We start from the raw sequence: 19140 nt of genomic DNA on the forward strand, positions 1-19140 counted from the left end.
GGGGCGCCCCACCCGATGGGGTGGGGCGCCCTCGCGCTCGTGGTCCGGTGCGTCAGCGGTTTCCGCCGCGGCCGTTGCCGCGTCCGTCTCCGCCGCCGAGCAGGTCCGTCGGGAGCGTCACTCCGGGGAACGGTTCCGTCGGGTTGGTGTCGCCGGGCTTGGCGTCACCGCGCTTGCGGGGCTTGTTCGGGCCCGCGTCGCCTTCCTTCTCCGGGTCCCTGGGCCTCTCGGCCCGCGGCACGGAGACGGGGCTGAAGCTCGGCGTCTCGTCGGAGTCGAGCGCTCCGGTCATCGCGATCCGCCAGATCGGGCCGGGCAGGCAGCCGCCGCAGACCTTGTCGTAGTAGACGCCGCCGATGGTGAGGTTGTACATCCCCTTCCGCTCGCCGACGTCGTCGCCGACCCAGACGGCGGTGGACAGGTTCGGGGTGTAGCCGACGAACCAGGCGTCCAAGCGGTCGCTGGTGGTTCCGGTCTTGCCCGCGTTGTCGCGGTCGCTGAGGCCGGCCCGGGTGCCGGTGCCGTCCTCGACGACGCCCTTCAGCATCTGGTTGATGGTGTCGGCGGTGCGGTCGCTCATCGCGCGCGTGCACTTGCTTTTCGGCACGTTCAGCTTGTCGCCGTTGGCCGCCTTGACCGACTCGATGGCGACCGGGGTGCAGTACAGGCCGCGGTTGGCGAAGGTCGCGTAGACGGACGCCATGTCGAGCGGGGTGCTCTCGACGCTGCCGAGGGTGACGGAGGGGCTCTGCTCGATGGGCTTGCCCAGTTCGCGCTCGTACCCGACCTTCTTCGCCATCGTCAGCGTCTCGCAGAGGCCGGCCATCTGCTCCAGCTTGGCGAAGTAGGTGTTGATGGACTTGCCGAGGGCGCTCGTCATGTCGAACATGCCCTTTTCGGACTTCAGCTCGTTGTTGACCTCCCAGTTCGCGTACCCCGAGGGCTTTCCGTCACAGCGGGTGTAGTCGCTCTCGGAGACGTTGATCTGCGCCGGGGTGTCGAAGCTCTGGGCCGGGCTGATGCCCTTCTCCAAGGCCGCCGCCGCCGTGATCGGCTTGAAGGTCGAGCCGACCTGGAAGCCGTAGGTGGTGCCGCCCATCTTGCTGCCGACGGCGAGGTTGAGCGTGGTCTGGTGCTGCTTCTGGTCCAGGCCGTACGGGCGGGACTGGCTCATCGACAGGATGCGGCCGGTCTTGGGCTGGACCTGCACCACCGAGGCGGCGACGGGGTCGTCCTTGTCGACCTTCGCGATGGCGGCCTCGTTGGCGGCGGCCTGTGCGCGCGGGTCGAGGGTGGTCTTGACGGTGAGGCCGCCCAGGTTCCAGAGCTTCTGCCGGTCCTCGACCGTCTTGCCGAAGACCGGGTCGTTGAGGATCGTCTTGCGGACGTAGTCGCAGAAGAAGCCGGCGCCGTTGACGGCGGTGATGCAGCCGTTCTTCGGGGTCTTGACCTTCAGCTTGATCGGCTGCGCCTTCGCCTCGTCCGCCTCGGCCTGGCTGATGTCCTTGACGTCGGCCATCCGCTGGAGGACCACGTTGCGGCGCTTGGTGGCTTCCTGGATGTCGTTGATCGGGTCGTAGCGGCTCGGCGACTGGACCAGACCGGCCATCATCGCGGCCTCGCCCAGGGTGAGGTCGGCGGCCGGCTTGGAGAAGTAGCGCTGGGAGGCGGCCTCGATGCCGTAGGCCTGCTGCCCGAAGAAGGTGATGTTGAGGTAGTTCTCCAGGATCTTTTTCTTGCCCAGTTCCTCTTCGACCTGGATCGCGAACTTCAGTTCGCGCACCTTGCGGCCGATGGTCTGCTGGGTTGCCTGGGCGACCTTCTCGGGGTCGTCACCGGCCTCCTCGACGAACACGTTCTTCACGTACTGCTGGGTCAGCGTGGACGCGCCCTGCGCGACCCCGCCCGACTGCGCGTTGCGGTTGATGGCGCGCAGTACGCCCTTGAGGTCGATCGCCCCGTGCTCGTAGAAGCGTCCGTCCTCGATCGCGACGATCGCCTTCTGCATGTACGGGGAGATCTTGTCCAGCGGGACGACCTTCCGGTCCCGCGAGTACACCGTGGCGATCAGGCCGCCCTTGGCGTCCAGGATGGTGGTGCGCTGACTCAAGGGCGGGGTCTTCAGGTTCGAGGGGATCTCGTCGAACCCCTCGACCGTGCCCTTCGCGGCCAGCCCGAGCGCGCCGGCCGCGGGCAGGGCGATGCCCGCCAGCACGGCTCCGGAGAGCACGCTGACACCGAGGAACTTTGCGGCTTGCTGGGTCCCGGTCAGACCGCCGCCCGAGCGCTTCTTTGCCATGGGGGCAGCCTAATCCGTGGGGATGAGCGTTCCGTAGGAGCGGGGGCCTCCCGGAGCGTTCGCGTACCAGACCGTGACATCCGGATGCCGCAGGTGCGGGTGCACGCCGTCCGACGGGCCCGGTGCGCGGAGGCGCGAGCCGTCCCCGGAGCGGCACGGCATCGCGGGCGGCGACGTCCTCATTCTCCGGACACGCGTATAGGCATTGGCCTAAGCTGCTCCCAACTGTCACAGCAACGCGGTCTCGCATCAAGACCCGGACGTGACGTCGACATGAATTTCCATGACCCCGAAGCATGGAGAATTCCTGTCCGATTCCGGTGCATGTGTCACACAGTGTCCGGAATGGCTGCGGTGAAGAAGGGTGCGTCCTGGCGATGTGTCCTTTAGTTCCCGTATGTCCTTCGATCACTCCCCTGGGTGATCTGACGCGCACGCATAGTCCGTTCGGGCCATTCAAGATTGGGCCCGAAGGGGGTGTTGCGCTGTGCCCACCTTCCGTAACGTCCCAACTGGCAGCGGTGAATATGCCGCTGCCGCCGTGGGGGAGCCTCGATTCGGGAGAGGACGGCGCCGGTATGGGCTGGGTAGCTGACTGGAGTGCGCAGGCGGCCTGCCGCACTACCGATCCAGACGAACTTTTCGTGCAGGGAGCGGCGCAGAACAGGGCGAAGGCGGTGTGTACCGGATGCCCGGTGCGTACCGAGTGCCTCGCTGACGCGCTCGACAACCGCGTGGAGTTCGGCGTGTGGGGTGGCATGACGGAGCGCGAGCGCCGTGCATTGCTGCGCCGGAGGCCGACCGTCACCTCGTGGCGCCGGCTCCTGGAGACCGCGCGCACGGAGTACGAGCGCGGAGCGGGCCTGCTGCCCGTGGCGATCGACGACGATGCGACGTACGAGGAGTACGCCGCGGTCGGCTAGGACCCCGACCCGTACGAGATCCGCGTACGGCAAAGGGAACGCGTACGGCAAAGGGAACGCGTACGGCAAAGGGAACGCGTACGGATTCGGGTACGAGTGCGGATACGGGTACTCGTACGCGAAGCGGCCTCAGGGCGAGGGTGTGTGTCCCCCCGTGAGCCGGTCACCGATGGCCCGCAGCCCGGCGAGGTCGTGCACATCGCCGGGCAGGGCAGCCACTTCGGCCACTGCCACTTCGGGGTGGAGCGCGGTGAAGCGGTCACGCGTGTGCTGCTCACGCGAGAGCACCTGCATGCGCTCGGCATGCAGGCGCAGGAGTCCCGCGGTCACATGACGCACGTCCACGTCTGTTTCGTCTGTCGATTCGGCTGTGGGGGCAGCCTGGGATACGGGCAGTACGGCGGCGGTGGCGAGTTCGGACGGCTCGGGGTCGGTGGCCGGGGAGCCACGAAGACCATCTTTCCCGCCTCCCTGATCCACAATGCGTCCCTCCTCAAGATTTTCCGCGGCAGCCCGTGCCCGCTCCGCCGACAAGCGGTCGGCACCGCTGCCGTGGACCCGGTTGAGGACGAGCCCGGCCAACGGCATCTCCTCGGCGGCCAGTCGCTCCACGAAGTACGCGGCCTCGCGCAGTGCGTCCCGCTCCGGCGTGGCCACCACGAGGAAGGCCGTGCCCGGAGCCTGGAGCAGTCGGTACGTGGCGTCCGCGCGGGTCCGGAACCCGCCGAACATGGTGTCCATGGCCACCACGAACGTCTGCACGTCCTTGAGGAACTGACCTCCCAACAGCTTCCCCAGGGTTCCCGTCATCATCGACATGCCGACGTTGAGGAACTTCATCCCGGCCCGGCCCCCGACCTTCGCGGGGGTCATCAGCAGCTTGATGAACCTCCCGTCGAGGAAGGAACCGAGCCGCTTCGGCGCGTCCAGGAAGTCCAGCGCGGACCGGGAGGGCGGGGTGTCGACGACGATCAGGTCCCATGCGTCACGAGCTCGGAGCTGGCCCAGCTTCTCCATCGCCATGTACTCCTGCGTGCCGGCGAATCCGGCGGACAGGGACTGGTAGAAGGGGTTCTCCAGGATCGCCCGGGCCCGTTCGGGGTCCGCGTGCGCCTCGACGATCTCGTCGAAGGTGCGCTTCATGTCGAGCATCATGGCGTGCAGTTCACCGCCGTCGGAGCCCTTGATGCCGTCCACCTTGCGCGGCGTGTTGTCGAGGGAATCGATGCCCATCGACTGGGCGAGCCGGCGCGCCGGGTCGATGGTGAGGACGACGACGCGCCGGCCCCGCTCCGCCGCCCGCACGCCGAGGGCCGCCGCCGTGGTCGTCTTGCCGACCCCGCCCGCGCCGCAGCAGACGATGATGCGGGTCCCCCGGTCGTCGAGGATCGGATCGAGCGCGAGGACGGGGGCACGGTCCAGCCCGCTTCCGGCAGGGTCGGTGGCGGCGTCCGCCCCGGCCGGGGAAGCGGCGACCCTTGTGGCACCCGTCCCTGCCGCGCCGGCACCCGTCCCCGCCGTGTCGGTGCCGTCCTCCGCGGTCGGCCGGGGGTCGGTTTCGGCAGCGGTCTTGCGCGTTCCGGTGCCTGCTTTCCCCGTCACGCGCCCACCCCTTGCTTCCGCAGTTCCTTCGCCAGTCGGTAGAGCCCCGCGATGTCCGCTCCGTCCCCGAGGAAGGGGAGTTCGTACGAGGGCACCCCGATGCCCTCCAGGGCCGCACGCTGCGTCCGTTCCAGCTCCACCCGTCGGGCGTGCTCGGCGGCCTGCTCGAGGAGCGGATCGACCAGGTCCGTACCGCCCGGGACGCCGACGGAGGCCAGGGCCCGCGCGACGGCCTCCCGATGGTTGCCGGAGGCGGCCCGTACCGCCGCTGCGTCGAGGACGTGCGGCCGGACCATGTTCACCACGACCCGGCCCACCGGCAGCTCGGCGTCCCTCAGCTCCGCGATGCCGTCCGCCGTCTCCTGGACCGGCATCTCCTCCAGGAGCGTCACCAGGTGGACCGCGGTCTCGGGGGACTTGAGGACCCGCATGACGGCCTGTGCCTGGTTGTGTATCGGACCTATCCTCGCCAGGCCCGCGACCTCGTCGTTCACGTTGAGGAAGCGGGTGATGCGGCCGGTCGGCGGTGCGTCCATCACCACGTGGTCGTAGGCGGGGCCGCCGTGCTTCTCGCGCCGCCGGACCGCTTCGCACGCCTTGCCGGTCAGCAGCACGTCCCGGACGCCCGGGGCGATCGTCGTCGCGAAGTCGATCGCGCCGAGCTTCTTCAGGGCTCGCCCGGCACCACCCAGTTTGTAGAACATCTGGAGGTAGTCGAGGAGCGCCCGCTCGGCGTCGATCGCCAGTGCGTACACCTCGCCGCCGCCCGGGGCGACGGCGATCTTGCGCTCCTCGTACGGAAGGGCTTCCGTCTCGAAGACCTGTGCGATGCCCTGCCTGCCTTCGACCTCGACGAGGAGGGTCCGCTTCCCCTCCGTCGCGAGGGCGAGCGCGAGGGCGGCGGCGACCGTCGTCTTACCGGTACCGCCCTTGCCGCTGACGACCTGGAGCCTGCTCACGCTGTCGAGCCTAACCACTGGCGGCTGCGCCCAATCAGCAGGCCGCCCCGGAGAAGTCACCTAGGGGGAGCCCCGGGGGCACGCCGGAGGGCGTCGCGGGCGTCCGTGACGGGCCACCTCGGGGGGCAGCCGGCCCGGCAACGGATACAGTCGGCCCCATGACCAAGTGGGAGTACGTCACGGTGCCGCTTCTGGTGCACGCGACCAAGCAGATTCTGGACACCTGGGGCGAGGACGGCTGGGAGCTCGTCCAGGTCGTGCCCGGGCCGAACAACCCCGAGCAGCTCGTGGCCTATCTGAAGCGGGCCAAGTCGTGAGCGGGGCCGTCGAGGCGCGGATCGCCGAGCTCGGCCTGAAGCTGCCCGAGGTCGTGCCGCCGCTCGCCGCCTACCAGCCGGCCGTGCAGTCCGGCGTGTACGTCTACACTTCGGGCCAGCTCCCGATGGTCGCGGGCAAGCTTACGATGGCGGGCAAGGTCGGCGCCGAGGTCACCCCCGAGGAGGCCAAGCAGCTCGCCGCCACCTGTGCGCTCAACGCCCTCGCGGCCGTGAAGTCGGTCGCCGGTGACCTGGACCGCATCAAGCGCGTCGTGAAGGTCGTCGGCTTCGTCGCCTCCGCCGCCGACTTCACCGGCCAGCCCGCCGTCATCAACGGCGCCAGCGAGCTGCTCGGCGAGATCCTCGGCGAGAAGGGCGTGCACGCGCGCAGTGCCGTCGGAGTGGCCGTGCTGCCGCTCGACGCGCCGGTCGAGGTCGAGGTCCAGGTCGAGCTGGTCGAAGCCTGATCACCGGTTCCCGAACGGAGGGCCGGTCGTCCCGTCAGGACGGCCGGCCCTCGTGCATTTCTGTGCTTCCGCATAGCATCCGGCCATGTCGAATGGTCAGTCGAATGGTCAGTGGTACCCGCCGGAATGGCCCGACCGCATCCGGGCCCTCGCCGCCGGAGAGATCACCCCGGTGACGCCGCGCCGCGCCGCCACCGTCCTGTTGCTGCGGGACGGGGACGCCGGCCCCGAGGTCCACATGCTGCGCCGGCGCACGTCGATGGCCTTCGCGGCCGGCGCGTACGCCTATCCCGGCGGCGGCGTCGACCCGAGGGACGAACAACCGGTGCGCTGGGCCGGCCCTTCGTTGGAGACGTGGGCGGACCGGCTCGGCCTCGACGATCCCGCGCAGGCACAGGCCGTGGTCTGCGCAGCCGTGCGCGAGACGTTCGAGGAGGCGGGCGTGCTGCTCGCCGGGGAGACCGCTGAGGGCGTCGTCGGCGACACCACCGGAGAGGACTGGGAGCGGGACCGGGTGGCCCTCGTCGCCCGGGAGCTGTCCTTCGCCGACTTCCTCGACCGGCGCGGGCTGGTGCTGCGCTCGGACCTGCTCGGTGCGTGGGCCCGCTGGATCACCCCGGAATTCGAGCAGCGCCGCTTCGACACCTGGTTCTTCGTGGCGGCGCTCCCGGCCGGCCAGCGCACCCGGGACGTCTCCGGCGAGGCCGACCGCACGGTGTGGATCCGCCCGGCCGATGCCGCTGCCGGTTACGACCGGGGCGAGCTGACGATGATGCCGCCGACGATCTCGACCCTGCGCACCCTGGAGCCGTACCGGACGGCCGCCGAGGTGCCCGCGGCAGCGGGGGAGCAGGACATGACCCCCGTCCTCGCCCAGGCCCGGCTGGAGAACGGCGGGTTGGTCCTGAGCTGGCCGGGGCACGAGGAGTTCACCAAGGTCATCCCCACCGGGGGCGCCTGATGAGCGACGCCGCCGCCCTGCCCGGCCAGCCGCGCGGACTCGTGGAGTCCGGACCCGCGACCGCCCGCGCGGTGAACGTCCTGGCGCCGAACCCGTCCGCGATGACCCTCGACGGAACCAACACCTGGCTGCTCTCCGAGCCCGACTCCGAACTCGCCGTCGTCGTCGACCCCGGCCCCCTCGACGAAGGTCACCTCCGGCACGTCGTCGACACCGCGGAGAAGCTCGGCAAGCGCATCGCGCTGACCCTGCTGACCCACGGCCACCCGGATCACGCGGAAGGCGCCGGCCGCTTCGCCGAGCTGACCGGTACGGCCGTGCGGGCCCTCGACCCGGCGCTGCGGCTCGGCGACGAAGGGCTCGGCACGGGCGACGTGGTGACGGTCGGCGGGCTGGAGCTGAGGATCGTTGCGACGCCCGGACACACCTCGGACTCGCTCTCCTTCCACCTGCCCGCCGATCAGGCGGTGCTGACGGGCGACACGATCCTGGGGCGCGGGACGACGATGGTCGCGCACCCGGACGGGCGGCTCGGCGACTATGTGGATTCGCTGCGGCGGTTGCGCTCGCTGACCGTCGACGACGGGGTGCACACGGTCCTGCCGGGACACGGGCCGGTCCTCAAGGACGCGCAGGGTGCCGTGGAGTTCTACCTCGCCCACCGCGCGAGTCGGCTCGCGCAGGTCGAGTCGGCGGTCCGGAGCGGCCACCGGACGGCGGCGGAAGTGGTGGCCCACGTCTATGCGGACGTGGACCGTTCCCTGTGGCCGGCGGCCGAGCTGTCCGTGCGGGCGCAGTTGGAGTACTTGGGGGAGCGCGGTTCGTCCTGAGGCCCTCGGTCGCCCCGACACCGGCACCGGGAGCCCCGTCTCCGGGAGCCCGTTTCCGGTCCGGGGAGTCTCCCGTCGGGTGCGAGCACCCCTGTGGTCGTGCCCCGGGAGTGTGCGGCGGCTTTCCCGTGTCTTAGGCTCCGCTGGCAATCGGTTCGTCGCTCCAGGGGGGAATGCTCGTGTTCGTCATAGCCGTGCTGCTGGTCATCGCCGCAGCGGTGTTGTTCTTCGTCGGTCGTGCCAGTGATTCGAGCGGGTTGAAGTTCGGGGCCCTCGGCGCGCTCCTGGTCGGTCTCTTCTCGTTCCTCGTGAGCATGACCTACGTGGTCAGCGCGTACGAGGTCGGCGTGCCGGTCGCATTCGGTCGGGTCGGCTCGCCCATGACCTCGGGACTGCACGTGAAGTCTCCGTTCACCGACGTCACGACCTTCTCCACCCGCCCGGTCGACCTCAACCTCTCGGACAAGGACGTGGTCGAGGTCCGTTCCTCGCAGGGCGGCGTCATGTACGTCGAGGTCACGGTGAAGTGGGCCGTGGTCCCGTCCAAGGCCGTCGAGCTCTACAAGCTGGCGGGCAGCGAGGACGCCATTCAGCAGCGGCTCGTCTACCCCGACAGCCGTGAGATCGTCCGCAACGTCTTCGCGCGCTACACCAGTGAGCAGGGCTACGCCTCCGGCCGCGAGAAGATCAACGCCGAGCTCGGCGTCCTGATCAAGGAGCGTCTGGCTCCGCGCGGCATCGACGTGACCACGGTCAACCTGCGCAACGTGAAGCCCTCGGACGCCCTCCAGGGCCAGATCGACCGCAAGATCCAGCAGGAGCAGGCGACCGAGCGGGCCACCGAGGCCGCCCGCACCGCCAAGGCCGAGGCCGACCGGCGCCGCATCGAGGCGGAGGGCATCGCCCGCGCCAACAAGATCCTCAACGACTCGCTGACGGACAAGGTCCTGATGAACCAGTGCATCGACGCGTACAAGGAGGCCGCGGCGAAGAACCCGGTCTACGCAGTGCCCTGTGGCAGCGGCGGCTCCGCCCCGGTGATCGTGGACGGCTCGAAGCGCTGAGCCCGGTTCCGTGGGCACGCGAAGGGCCGCCCCGGTCACATCGGATCGGGGCGGCCCTTCGGGTACTGCCTCGGAGTCAGCGGGAGCGCTTGGCGAGGCGCTCCACGTCGAGCAGGATCACGGCGCGCGCCTCCAGGCGCAGCCAGCCGCGCTGGGCGAAGTCGGCGAGCGCCTTGTTGACCGTCTCGCGGGAGGCGCCGACCAGCTGGGCCAGTTCCTCCTGGGTGAGGTCGTGGACGACGTGGATGCCTTCCTCGGACTGCACGCCGAAGCGGCGCGACAGGTCGAGAAGCGCACGGGCCACGCGGCCCGGGACGTCGGAGAAGACCAGGTCGGACATCTGGTCGTTGGTCTTGCGCAGTCGACGGGCGACGGCGCGCAGCAGCGCGGTGGCCACCTCGGGGCGGGCGTTCAGCCACGGCTGGAGGTCACCGTGGCCCAGGCCGAGCAGCTTGACCTCGGTCAGCGCGGTGGCGGTGGCGGTGCGCGGGCCCGGATCGAAGAGGGACAGCTCGCCGATGAGCTCGCCGGGGCCGAGGACCGCCAGCATGTTCTCGCGGCCGTCGGGGGAGGTGCGGTGCAGCTTCACCTTGCCCTCGGTGACCACGTACAGGCGGTCACCGGGGTCGCCCTCGTGGAAGAGCGCGTCGCCACGGGCGAGCGTCGCCTCACTCATCGAGGCGCGCAGCTCGGCAGCCTGCTCGTCATCGAGCGCCGCGAAGAGCGGGGCGCGCCGCAGAACGTCGTCCACGAGTTCTCTCCTACTGTCGACCTGCTCAAAGGACCTGGGTCCCATGATGCCGGACGCACAAAACAGTGCGATCAATCACAACAAGTTTGACGCACCGAGCCGCCCACCTGTACGTCAGGGGCCCGATTGGGCTCCGATCGGCCGTGCCCGGGGCGGATGTCGGTGTCGGCGCTTAGGCTGGCCGGGTGTCCAACTCGCCGGTGAGAGCGCAGGCCAAGGGGGCTGGAAGAGTGTCGGCCGAAGGTAATTCCGCCGTGGGCGAACGCGGCGCGTCGAAACGGGCAAAAGGTCTAAAAGGTGAGGTCGCGGGGCCTGCTGGAACTGCCGAGCCCGCCAAGGCCGCCGCACCCGTGAAGCCCGCCGGGACGTCGGCCGGGGGTGCCGCGCCCGCGAAGTCCACGCGGCCGGCGAAGCCCGCCGGGTCCCCGAGGCCCGCCAAGCCGGAGACGCGGCTCGCCATGGTCCGCCGGGCCCGGAAGATCAACCGGGAGCTCGCCGAGGTCTACCCGTACGCCCACCCGGAGCTCGACTTCCGTAACCCCTTCGAGCTGCTCGTCGCCACGGTCCTCTCGGCCCAGACCACCGATCTCCGGGTCAACCAGACCACCCCCGCCCTCTTCGCGATGTACCCCACCCCCGAGGACCTCGCCGCCGCGGTGCCGGAAGAGGTGGAGGAGTTGATCCGACCGACCGGCTTCTTCCGCGCCAAGACCAAGTCGATCATGGGGCTGGCCGCCGCCCTCCGGGACGACTTCGGAGGAGAGGTGCCCGGACGCCTCCAGGACCTCGTGAAGCTGCCCGGCGTGGGCCGCAAGACCGCCTTCGTCGTGCTGGGCAACGCCTTCGGCGTCCCCGGCATCACCGTCGACACCCACTTCATGCGTCTCGCCCGGCGCTGGGGGTGGACCGCCTCGGACGATCCGGTGAAGATCGAGGCCGAGGTCGCCGAGATCTTCCCGAAGAGCGAGTGGACGATGCTCTCGCACCGGGTGATCTTCCACGGCCGTCGCATCTGTCACGCCCGCAAGCCCGCCTGTGGCGCCTGCCCGATCACCCACCTCTGCCCCTCGTACGGCGAGGGGGAGACCGATCCCGAGAAGGCGAGGAAGCTGCTCAAGTACGAGAAGGGCGGCCTCCCCGGCCAGCGGCTGAACCCGCCGCCCGGCTACCCCGGCCGTCCGGCGCCCCCGCTGGGCTCCCCCACCTGAATCCGGCCCGGGACGCCTCCCCGGTCCCCCTCCGGGAACCACCCCGGAGGCGGCGGGATGTGCTCCTCCAGGAGGCCCACCGGGAACCTCGGGACCCCCGTCCCGAGCCCCTCGGGACGGGGCGGGAACGAACCCGTCCACCGATCGCGTTGAGAATCCACGGGGGTGCCCATGACGCGCACTGACGAAGAGATCCACGGCCCCACCGGCTCGGGCGGCCTGCTCAGCCGCCACGGGCTGCCCGACTGGCTCGGGCCCGTCGACCGGGCCGCCCGCACGGTCCGGCCCGAGCAGCTGAGCCGCTTCCTGCCGCCCGCGAGCGGCGCAGGGCGCCAGTCCGCCGTCCTCGTCCTGTTCGGCGAGGGCGAGCAGGGGCCCGAGCTGCTGCTCATGGAGCGGGCCGGCAGCCTGCGCTCGCACGCCGGACAGCCCTCCTTCCCCGGAGGCGCCCTCGACCCCGAGGACGGCGACCCGGCAGACGGCGGGTTGCTGCGCGCCGCCCTGCGCGAGGCCCGGGAGGAGACCGGACTCGACCCGGCGGGCGTCCAGCTCTTCGGTGTGCTGCCCCGGCTCTACATCCCGGTCAGCGGCTTCGTCGTCACACCGGTCCTCGGCTGGTGGCGCGCCCCCAGCCCGGTCGGCGTCGTGGACCCCGGCGAGACCGCACGCGTCTTCACCGTGCCCGTGGTGGATCTCACGAACCCCGCCAACCGGGCCACCACCGTCCACCCGAGCGGCCACGAGGGCCCCGCTTTCCTCGTGGCATCTGCCCTGGTCTGGGGTTTTACCGCCGGAGTCATCGACCGGCTGCTTCACTACGCGGGCTGGGAGCGCCCCTGGGACCGGTCCAAGCAGGTCCCGCTCGACTGGCGCTCATGACAGGCTGACCTTCGGGACGGGCCGGTTACGGGCCGAACGACCCGGGCGACCGGAAACGAATCTGCGAGGCTATTGACGGTGAACGTGCTGGACATCTTGTTGCTGCTCGCCGCCGTGTGGTTCGCAGTCATCGGTTATCGCCAGGGATTCGTGGTCGGTGTCCTCTCGGTGATCGGGTTCCTCGGCGGAGGCCTCGTCGCCGTACTGCTGCTCCCGGTCCTCTGGGACCAGCTGACGGACAACAGCGAGGTCTCGACCACCGCCACCGTGGTCTTCGTGATGGTGGTCATCGTCTGCGCCTCCATCGGCCAGGCCTTCACCACCCACCTCGGCAACAAGCTGCGCCGGCACATCACCTGGTCGCCCGCCCGCGCCCTCGACGCCACCGGCGGTGCCCTCGTCAACGTCGTGGCGATGCTGCTGGTGGCCTGGCTGCTCGGCTCCGCCGTCGCCCGCACCTCGCTGCCCACCCTGGGCAAGGAGGTGCGGAACTCCAAGGTGCTGCTCGGTGTGGAGCGGGTGATGCCGGATCAGGCGTCCGGGTGGTTCGACGACTTCAGCTCCACCCTTGCCCGCAGCGGCTTCCCCCAGGTCTTCAACTCGTTCGCCAACGAGCCCATCACCCCGGTCACGCCGCCCGATCCGGCGCTCGCCGACAGCCCGGTCGCAGCCCTGGCACAGCGCTCCATCGTCAAGGTCGTCGGCACCGCACAGAGCTGCGGAAAGGTCCTCGAAGGCACCGGCTTCGTCTTTGCCGACCGCCGCATCATGACCAATGCGCACGTCGTCGGCGGCGTCGACGAACCGACCGTCCAGATAGGCGGCGAAGGCAAGCTCTACGACGCCAAGGTCGTCCTCTACGACTGGCAGCGCGACATCGCCGTCCTGGACGTGCCCGGCCTCAAGGCCACCCCGCTGGCCTTCACCGAGGAGGACGCGCACAGCGGCGACGACGCAATCGTCGCCGGATTCCCGGAGAACGGCTCGTACGACGTGCGCTCGGCCCGCGTGCGGGGCCGCATCAGCGCCAAGGGCCCCGACATCTACCACCGCGACGAGGTGCGCAGGGACGTGTACTCGCTGTACGCAACGGTTCGCCAGGGAAATTCCGGGGGGCCGCTCCTCACCGAGGACGGCAAGGTGTACGGCGTGATCTTCGCCCGCTCCCTCGACGACGCGAACACCGGCTACGCGCTGACGGTCGACGAGATCCGCGAGGACATCGAACGCGGCCGGACCGCCTCCCAGCAGGTCGACACCCAGGCCTGCGCCCTCTAGGGGCCAGGCCCGGCGGACCCGGCCCCGGCGGACCTAGGCGGTGTCCCTGGGATGCCGAAGTCGTGCCGAGACCCATCGGGCCCTGCGGCGCAGGATGCGTGAGATCCCCACCCCTTGCCCCGCGCGCCCCTGCTCCTGAGGGCCGCCCCTCTCCCGGGAGGCCGGCCCCGTGGCCGAGCGGCGGTCGCGTGCTGTCGTGTCACCGTAGTCGTGCGTCCAGCCCATACTCCGACGTCTGCCCGGGGGCCAAGGTCGGTAACCTCCCTCGGGCCCGCCAATTGGAGTATGCGCCGGGCACATGGCCGTTCGACGGATGCCTGTGCGCCAAACGGTACGGACGGACCGTCAGCAGTCCTGCCGGGCGCCTTCAGCGACGTGCCCCGGAGCCCTTCAGCGGTCCGGCTCGGGGTCCTTCAGCCAGTTCACGAGCTCCGAGCTGAAGGCCACGGGGTCCTCCTCGTGGGGGAAGTGCCCGAGGCCGTCGAAGAGCCGCCAGCGGTACGGCGCCTCCACGTACTGACCGGACCCCGCGGCGCTGCGGGTGCGCATCACCGGGTCCAGCGAGCCGTGCAGATGGAGCGTGGGCACGCGCACCGGCCGCTTCATGCGCCGGTTGAACTGGAGGCCGTCCGGGCGGGCCAGGGACCGCACCATCCAGCGGTACGGCTCGATCGAGCAGTGTGCCGTCGACGGCACGCACATCGCCCGTCGGTACACCTCGACGGCGACCTCGTCGACCGGCTTCGGGCCCGTCCAGTCCCGGATCAGCTCGCCCACGAGCGCCCCGTCGTCCGCGACGAGCTGACGCTCCGGCAGCCACGGCCGCTGGAAGCCCCACACGTGCGAACCGGCCCGTGACTGCGCGAAGTCGGAGAGCATCGCCGAGCGCCAGCGGCGCGGGTGCGGCATCGAGGACACCGCGAGACGGCGCACCAGCTTCGGCCGCATGACGGCCGCCGTCCAGGCGAGGTAGCCACCCAGGTCGTGCCCGACGAGCGCCGCGTCCGGCTCGCCCAGGGAGCGGACGACGCCGGTGATGTCGAGGGCCAGGTTCGCGGGGTCGTACCCCCGGGGCGTGCGGTCGCTGCCGCCCACCCCGCGCAGGTCCATCGCCACGGCCCTGAAGCCCGCCTCGGCGAGTGCGGGCAGCTGATGGCGCCAGGTCCACCAGAACTGCGGGAATCCGTGCAGGAGCAGCACCAGCGGTCCGTCGCCCATCTCGGCGATGTGGAAACGGGCGCCGTTGGCGGCCACGTCGCGATGGGTCCACGGCCCGTCGAGCCGTACGGGCCCGCCGCTGCCGTTGCTGCTCTCGGGGAGGGTCATACGGACGAGCGTCCCACAACGGACGCCTTGTCCAGCGCCTTGTCCAGCTCCGGGCGCGGGTGCGGCTTCACGTTCTGCACGATCGCGGCCGTCTGCTTGGCGGAGGCGATGGACTTCTCCGGCGGCTTGACCTTCTTGAACTTGGCGGCGGCGATCAACCCGAGCAGGACCGCGAGCAGCACGTTGAAGGTGAAGGACAGCAGGAAGCACCAGGCCAGGTTCCAGCCCCCGTTGCCGTTGTGGCCGCCGGTCCAGGCGTTGATGGCGTAGGCGAGCGCGAAGCTCAGCATCGGCAAGGAGAACAGCAGTACCACGAGGGCGCCGATCCCCGTGATGCTGCCGAACAGGCCGCGTCGGACGTCCTGCCTCAGTTCGGCCTTGGCCAGGGCGATCTCGTCGTGCACCAGCGCGGACATCTCGGCGGTCGCCGAGGCGACCAGCTGTCCAAGGCTGCGCTCGGTTCCGTCGAACGGGTCGCTCATCGCTGCTCCCTCTTCTCTTCTGCGGTCCGAGGTCCTCTTCAACGGTCCCTCTTCTACAGTCCGCCTCAGATCATGCCGGACGGTCGGCCCCATCGCGCGATGCCCCCGCCAGTTCGGCGCGCTTGCGGTGCTCGGCGGCCTTCTTCTCGTAGATCTCGGCCATGCGAAGGTGGTACGCCGGGTCGTCCTGCTCGTAGATGTCGGGGATCCCGTCCTGGTCCTCGTCGCGCTCCTCCTCGGCGCACAGCGCCTGGTACTTGCGGACCCGCAGCTTCAGCAGGACGGAGGCGAAGACGGCCGCGATGAGCGAGCCGATCAGGACTGCGGCCTTCACCTCGTCGGTGAGGACGGCGTCCCCGGCGAAGGCGAGTTCTCCGATCAGGAGCGAGACGGTGAAGCCGATGCCGGCGAGGGAGGCGACGGCGAACACGTCCGGCCAGGCCAGCTCGGGGTTGAGCTCCGCCCGGGTGAAGCGGGCGGCGAGCCAGGTGCCGCCGAAGATGCCGATCGCCTTGCCGACGACGAGCCCCAGGACGACGCCGAGGGTGATCGGCTGGGTGAAGACGTCTCCGATCGCGCGGCTCGAAATGCTCACGCCGGCGGAGAACAGGGCGAAGAGGGGAACCGCGAAACCGGCTGAGAGCGGCCTGACCAGGTGCTCGATGTGCTCCCCCGGGGAGTGCTGCTCGCCCTCCCGGGTGCTGCAGCGAAGCATCAGGCCCATGGCGACGCCGGCGATGGTGGCGTGGACGCCGCTGTTGTACATGAGGCCCCAGATGACCAGGGCCAGCGGCACGTACACGTACCAGCCCCGGACGCCCTTGCGTAGCAGGAACCAGAAGACGAGGAGCCCTGCGGCGGCGCCGCCGAGCGCGAAGAAGTTGAGGTCGTTGGTGAAGAAGACCGCGATGATCAGGATCGCGAACAGGTCGTCGACGACCGCGAGGGTGAGCAGGAAGGCGCGCAGCGCGGACGGCAGGGACGTGCCGATGACGGCGAGGACGGCGAGCGCGAAGGCGATGTCGGTCGCGGTGGGCACCGCCCAGCCGTCCGTCGAGCCGTTGCCGATGACGTTCACCAGGACGTAGACGAGGGCGGGCGCCGCCATGCCGCAGATCGCGGCGACGACGGGGAGCATGGCCGCCTTGGGGTCGCGCAACTCGCCCGCGACCAGTTCGCGCTTGAGCTCGATGCCGGCGACGAAGAAGAAGATCGCGAGGAGGCCGTCGGCGGCCCAGTGCTGGATCGACAGGTCGAGACCGAGCGAGGCGGGACCGATGTGGAAGTCGCGCACGGACTCGTAGCTGTCGCGTATCGGAGTGTTCGCCCAGACGAGGGCGGCTACTGCGGCGACGAGCAGCAGGACGCCGCCGACCGTCTCGGTGCGGAGGGCGTCGGCGAGGTAGCGCCGCTCCGGTAGGGAGAGACGGCCGAGGAACTTGCGTTCAGTGGACGCGGACACGTGGGAGACCTCCGGCGGACAGGCAGGGCAAAGCACATGCCGACCAGACTTCCCGGCTCACCTAGGCATTGCTGTTGCGTCCTCGACGCGATCCTTACTTTACCTAACTTTACCTAACGAGCCCGAGCTGTGTCCGGCGGGGCTTACTTTAGGGAGATTATCCCTTTTCGTCCCCTCGGGGCCCGGTCGGGGGCGGGGCCGGGCATGCGTACGCCCGCCCCCAGGAGCTCGGGGCGGGCGTACGCGTCATCCGTGTGACGGCGGCTCAGTCCTCGCTGGAGGCGGTCGGAAGCTGGGTCTGGATGAGTGACATCACGGATGAATCGGTCAGCGTGGTGACGTCGCCCAGCTCGCGGTTCTCCGCGACGTCGCGGAGCAGACGGCGCATGATCTTGCCCGAGCGGGTCTTCGGGAGTTCCGCCACCGGCAGGATCCGCTTCGGCTTCGCGATGGGGCCGAGGGTCGCGCCGACGTGGTTGCGCAGCTCGGCGACGAGGGACTCGTCCTGGCTCGCAGTGCCGCGCAGGATCACGAAGGCGACGATCGCCTGGCCGGTGGTCTCGTCGGCGGCGCCGACGACGGCCGCCTCGGCCACGGCCGGGTGGGAGACGAGGGCCGACTCGACCTCGGTGGTCGAAATGTTGTGGCCCGAGACGAGCATGACGTCGTCGACCCGGCCGAGCAGCCAGATGTCCCCGTCCTCGTCCTTCTTGGCGCCGTCTCCGGCGAAGTACTTGCCCTCGAAGCGGGACCAGTAGGTGTCGATGTAGCGCTGGTCATCGCCCCAGATGGTGCGGAGCATCGACGGCCACGGCTCGGTGAGGACCAGGTAGCCGCCACCGCCGTTCGGCACCTCGTTGGCCTCGTCGTCGACGACGGTGGCGGAGATGCCCGGCAGCGCACGCTGTGCCGAGCCCGGCTTGGTCTCGGTGACCCCCGGCAGCGGCGACAGCATCATCGCCCCGGTCTCGGTCTGCCACCAGGTGTCCACGATCGGGCACTTGTCGGCCCCGATGTGCTTCCGGTACCACATCCAGGCCTCGGGGTTGATCGGCTCGCCGACCGAGCCGAGCACCCGCAGGCTGGAGAGGTCGAACTTCGCGGGGATGTCGTCGCCCCACTTCATGAACGTGCGGATCAGCGTCGGCGCCGTGTAGAGGATCGTCACGCCGTACTTCTGCACGATCTCGAAGACCCGGCCCTGGTGCGGGGTGTCCGGGGTGCCCTCGTACATGACCTGCGTCGCGCCGTTGGCCAGCGGGCCGTAGACGATGTACGAATGGCCGGTGACCCAGCCGATGTCGGCCGTGCACCAGTAGACGTCGGTCTCCGGCTTCAGGTCGAAGACGGCGTGGTGGGTGTACGCGGCCTGGGTGAGGTAGCCGCCGGAGGTGTGCAGGATGCCCTTCGGCTTCCCGGTGGTTCCCGAGGTGTAGAGGATGAAGAGCGGGTGCTCCGCGGGGAACGCCTCCGGGGTGTGCTCGCTGGACTGGCGGGCGACGATGTCGTCCCACCACACGTCGCGGCCTTCGGTGAAGGCGGTGTCCTGGCCGGTGCGGCGGACCACGAGGACGTGCTCCACCTGCGGGCACTTGGCGACCGCCTCGTCGATGGCGGGCTTGAGGGCGGACGGCTTGCCCCGGCGGTAGCCGCCGTCGGCGGTGACGACCACCTTGGCGTCCGCGTCCTGGATGCGGGAGGCGACGGCGTCGGCCGAGAACCCGCCGAAGACGACCGAGTGGGCGGCGCCGACGCGGGCGCAGGCCAGCATCGTGACGGCCGCCTCGGGGATCATCGGCAGGTAGACGGCGACCCGGTCGCCCTTGCGGACACCCAGTTCGGTCAGGGCGTTGGCGGCCCTGGAGACCTCGTCCTTGAGTTCGGCGTAGGTGATGGCGCGGCTGTCGCCGGGCTCGCCCTCGAAGTGGATGGCGACCCGGTCGCCGAGGCCGGCCTCGACGTGCCGGTCGACGCAGTTGTACGCGACGTTCAGCTCGCCGTCAGCGAACCACTTGGCGAACGGCGGGTTCGACCAGTCGAGGGTCTCGGTCGGCTCGGTGGCCCAGCTGAGGCGCTTGGCCTGCTCGGCCCAGAAGCCCAGCCGGTCCGCCTTGGCCTGCTCGTACGCCTCCGCCGTCACGTTGGCGTCCGCGGCCAGCTCGGCGGGCGGCGTGAACCGCCGCTCTTCCTTGAGCAGGTTGGCCAAGGATTCGTTGCTCACGAACATCTCCCTTTCCCAGGGCGTCCTCTGTGCGTATGTGTCCCGCGTCATAGCTCACCAGTCGGAGGCCCGGGTGACAAGAGCCTCCAAGAAATTGGTTTAGACCTGTGA

At 70.1% G+C, this 19140-nt stretch carries 18 protein-coding genes; 9 read left to right on the top strand and 9 right to left on the bottom strand.

The window, feature by feature from the left end; all coding sequences use genetic code 11:
- Window positions 1–52: 52 nt before the first annotated feature.
- A complete protein-coding gene (locus tag ACFW2Y_RS06415; RefSeq protein WP_384874382.1) occupies window positions 53–2299 on the bottom strand; it encodes a transglycosylase domain-containing protein in 2247 nt (748 codons plus the stop codon).
- Between the two features lie 578 nt (window positions 2300–2877).
- Here ACFW2Y_RS06415 and ACFW2Y_RS06420 point away from each other — a divergent pair.
- Complete coding sequence (locus tag ACFW2Y_RS06420) at window positions 2878–3222, top strand: WhiB family transcriptional regulator (protein WP_384874385.1); 345 nt, start codon at window positions 2878–2880, stop codon at window positions 3220–3222.
- Between the two features lie 129 nt (window positions 3223–3351).
- On the opposite strand, the gene ACFW2Y_RS06425 is transcribed toward ACFW2Y_RS06420, so the two are convergent.
- On the bottom strand, window positions 3352–4644 hold the full coding sequence (locus ACFW2Y_RS06425) for an ArsA family ATPase (protein WP_384874503.1): 1293 nt from the start codon (window positions 4642–4644) through the stop codon (window positions 3352–3354).
- 176 nt (window positions 4645–4820) lie between these two features.
- Complete coding sequence (locus tag ACFW2Y_RS06430; protein WP_384874387.1) at window positions 4821–5783, bottom strand: ArsA family ATPase; 963 nt, start codon at window positions 5781–5783, stop codon at window positions 4821–4823.
- A 158-nt stretch (window positions 5784–5941) separates the two neighbouring features.
- On the opposite strand from ACFW2Y_RS06430, the gene ACFW2Y_RS06435 reads away from it, so the two are divergent.
- From ACFW2Y_RS06435 to ACFW2Y_RS06455, 5 genes are all read left to right on the top strand, one after another.
- Window positions 5942–6100 (top strand): DUF4177 domain-containing protein, encoded by a 159-nt coding sequence (locus ACFW2Y_RS06435; protein WP_015034547.1) that lies wholly within the window; start codon window positions 5942–5944, stop codon window positions 6098–6100.
- Entirely contained in the window at window positions 6097–6567 is a 471-nt protein-coding gene (locus tag ACFW2Y_RS06440) for a RidA family protein (RefSeq protein ID WP_384874390.1), read from the top strand. The genes ACFW2Y_RS06435 and ACFW2Y_RS06440 overlap by 4 nt, the downstream gene beginning before the upstream one ends.
- An 85-nt stretch (window positions 6568–6652) precedes the next feature.
- Window positions 6653–7528, top strand: coding sequence for an NUDIX hydrolase (locus ACFW2Y_RS06445; protein WP_384874393.1), 876 nt, complete (start codon window positions 6653–6655; stop codon window positions 7526–7528).
- The gene (locus tag ACFW2Y_RS06450; protein ID WP_384874396.1) at window positions 7528–8358 is read left to right on the top strand and encodes an MBL fold metallo-hydrolase; all 831 of its coding nucleotides are present in this window, start codon (window positions 7528–7530) and stop codon (window positions 8356–8358) included. Before ACFW2Y_RS06445 ends, ACFW2Y_RS06450 begins: the two co-directional genes overlap by 1 nt.
- 179 nt (window positions 8359–8537) lie before the next feature.
- A complete protein-coding gene (locus ACFW2Y_RS06455) occupies window positions 8538–9422 on the top strand; it encodes a prohibitin family protein (protein ID WP_384874399.1) in 885 nt (294 codons plus the stop codon).
- Between the two features lie 76 nt (window positions 9423–9498).
- On the opposite strand, the gene ACFW2Y_RS06460 is transcribed toward ACFW2Y_RS06455, so the two are convergent.
- Window positions 9499–10173, bottom strand: a complete 675-nt coding sequence (locus ACFW2Y_RS06460) for a Crp/Fnr family transcriptional regulator (protein WP_015034542.1) — start codon at window positions 10171–10173, stop codon at window positions 9499–9501.
- 185 nt (window positions 10174–10358) lie between these two features.
- On the opposite strand from ACFW2Y_RS06460, the gene nth reads away from it, so the two are divergent.
- From nth to ACFW2Y_RS06475, 3 genes are all read left to right on the top strand, one after another.
- Window positions 10359–11381 (top strand): endonuclease III, encoded by a 1023-nt coding sequence (nth, locus tag ACFW2Y_RS06465; RefSeq protein WP_384874402.1) that lies wholly within the window; start codon window positions 10359–10361, stop codon window positions 11379–11381.
- Window positions 11382–11552: 171 nt separating this feature from the next.
- On the top strand, window positions 11553–12260 hold the full coding sequence (locus ACFW2Y_RS06470) for an NUDIX hydrolase (RefSeq protein WP_384874405.1): 708 nt from the start codon (window positions 11553–11555) through the stop codon (window positions 12258–12260).
- Between the two features lie 78 nt (window positions 12261–12338).
- Complete coding sequence (locus ACFW2Y_RS06475; protein WP_384874408.1) at window positions 12339–13538, top strand: MarP family serine protease; 1200 nt, start codon at window positions 12339–12341, stop codon at window positions 13536–13538.
- 33 nt (window positions 13539–13571) lie between these two features.
- On the opposite strand, the gene ACFW2Y_RS06480 is transcribed toward ACFW2Y_RS06475, so the two are convergent.
- The 5 genes from ACFW2Y_RS06480 to acs form a co-directional block, all read right to left on the bottom strand.
- Window positions 13572–13763 (bottom strand): hypothetical protein, encoded by a 192-nt coding sequence (locus tag ACFW2Y_RS06480; RefSeq protein ID WP_384874411.1) that lies wholly within the window; start codon window positions 13761–13763, stop codon window positions 13572–13574.
- A gap of 165 nt (window positions 13764–13928) precedes the next feature.
- A complete protein-coding gene (locus tag ACFW2Y_RS06485; RefSeq protein ID WP_384874414.1) occupies window positions 13929–14864 on the bottom strand; it encodes an alpha/beta fold hydrolase in 936 nt (311 codons plus the stop codon).
- Window positions 14861–15346: a phage holin family protein gene (locus ACFW2Y_RS06490; RefSeq protein WP_384874416.1), complete on the bottom strand. Its 486-nt coding sequence runs from the start codon at window positions 15344–15346 to the stop codon at window positions 14861–14863. Before ACFW2Y_RS06490 ends, ACFW2Y_RS06485 begins: the two co-directional genes overlap by 4 nt.
- A 70-nt stretch (window positions 15347–15416) precedes the next feature.
- Window positions 15417–16808 carry a Na+/H+ antiporter NhaA gene (gene nhaA / locus ACFW2Y_RS06495; protein WP_384874419.1) on the bottom strand — a complete coding sequence of 464 codons (1392 nt, stop codon included), beginning with the start codon at window positions 16806–16808 and terminating at the stop codon, window positions 15417–15419.
- A gap of 265 nt (window positions 16809–17073) precedes the next feature.
- On the bottom strand, window positions 17074–19029 hold the full coding sequence (gene acs / locus ACFW2Y_RS06500) for an acetate--CoA ligase (RefSeq protein WP_384874422.1): 1956 nt from the start codon (window positions 19027–19029) through the stop codon (window positions 17074–17076).
- Window positions 19030–19140 lie beyond the last annotated feature (111 nt).

The sequence above is a fragment of the Streptomyces sp. NPDC058877 genome (assembly GCF_042742855.1).
GTDB lineage: Bacteria > Actinomycetota > Actinomycetes > Streptomycetales > Streptomycetaceae > Streptomyces.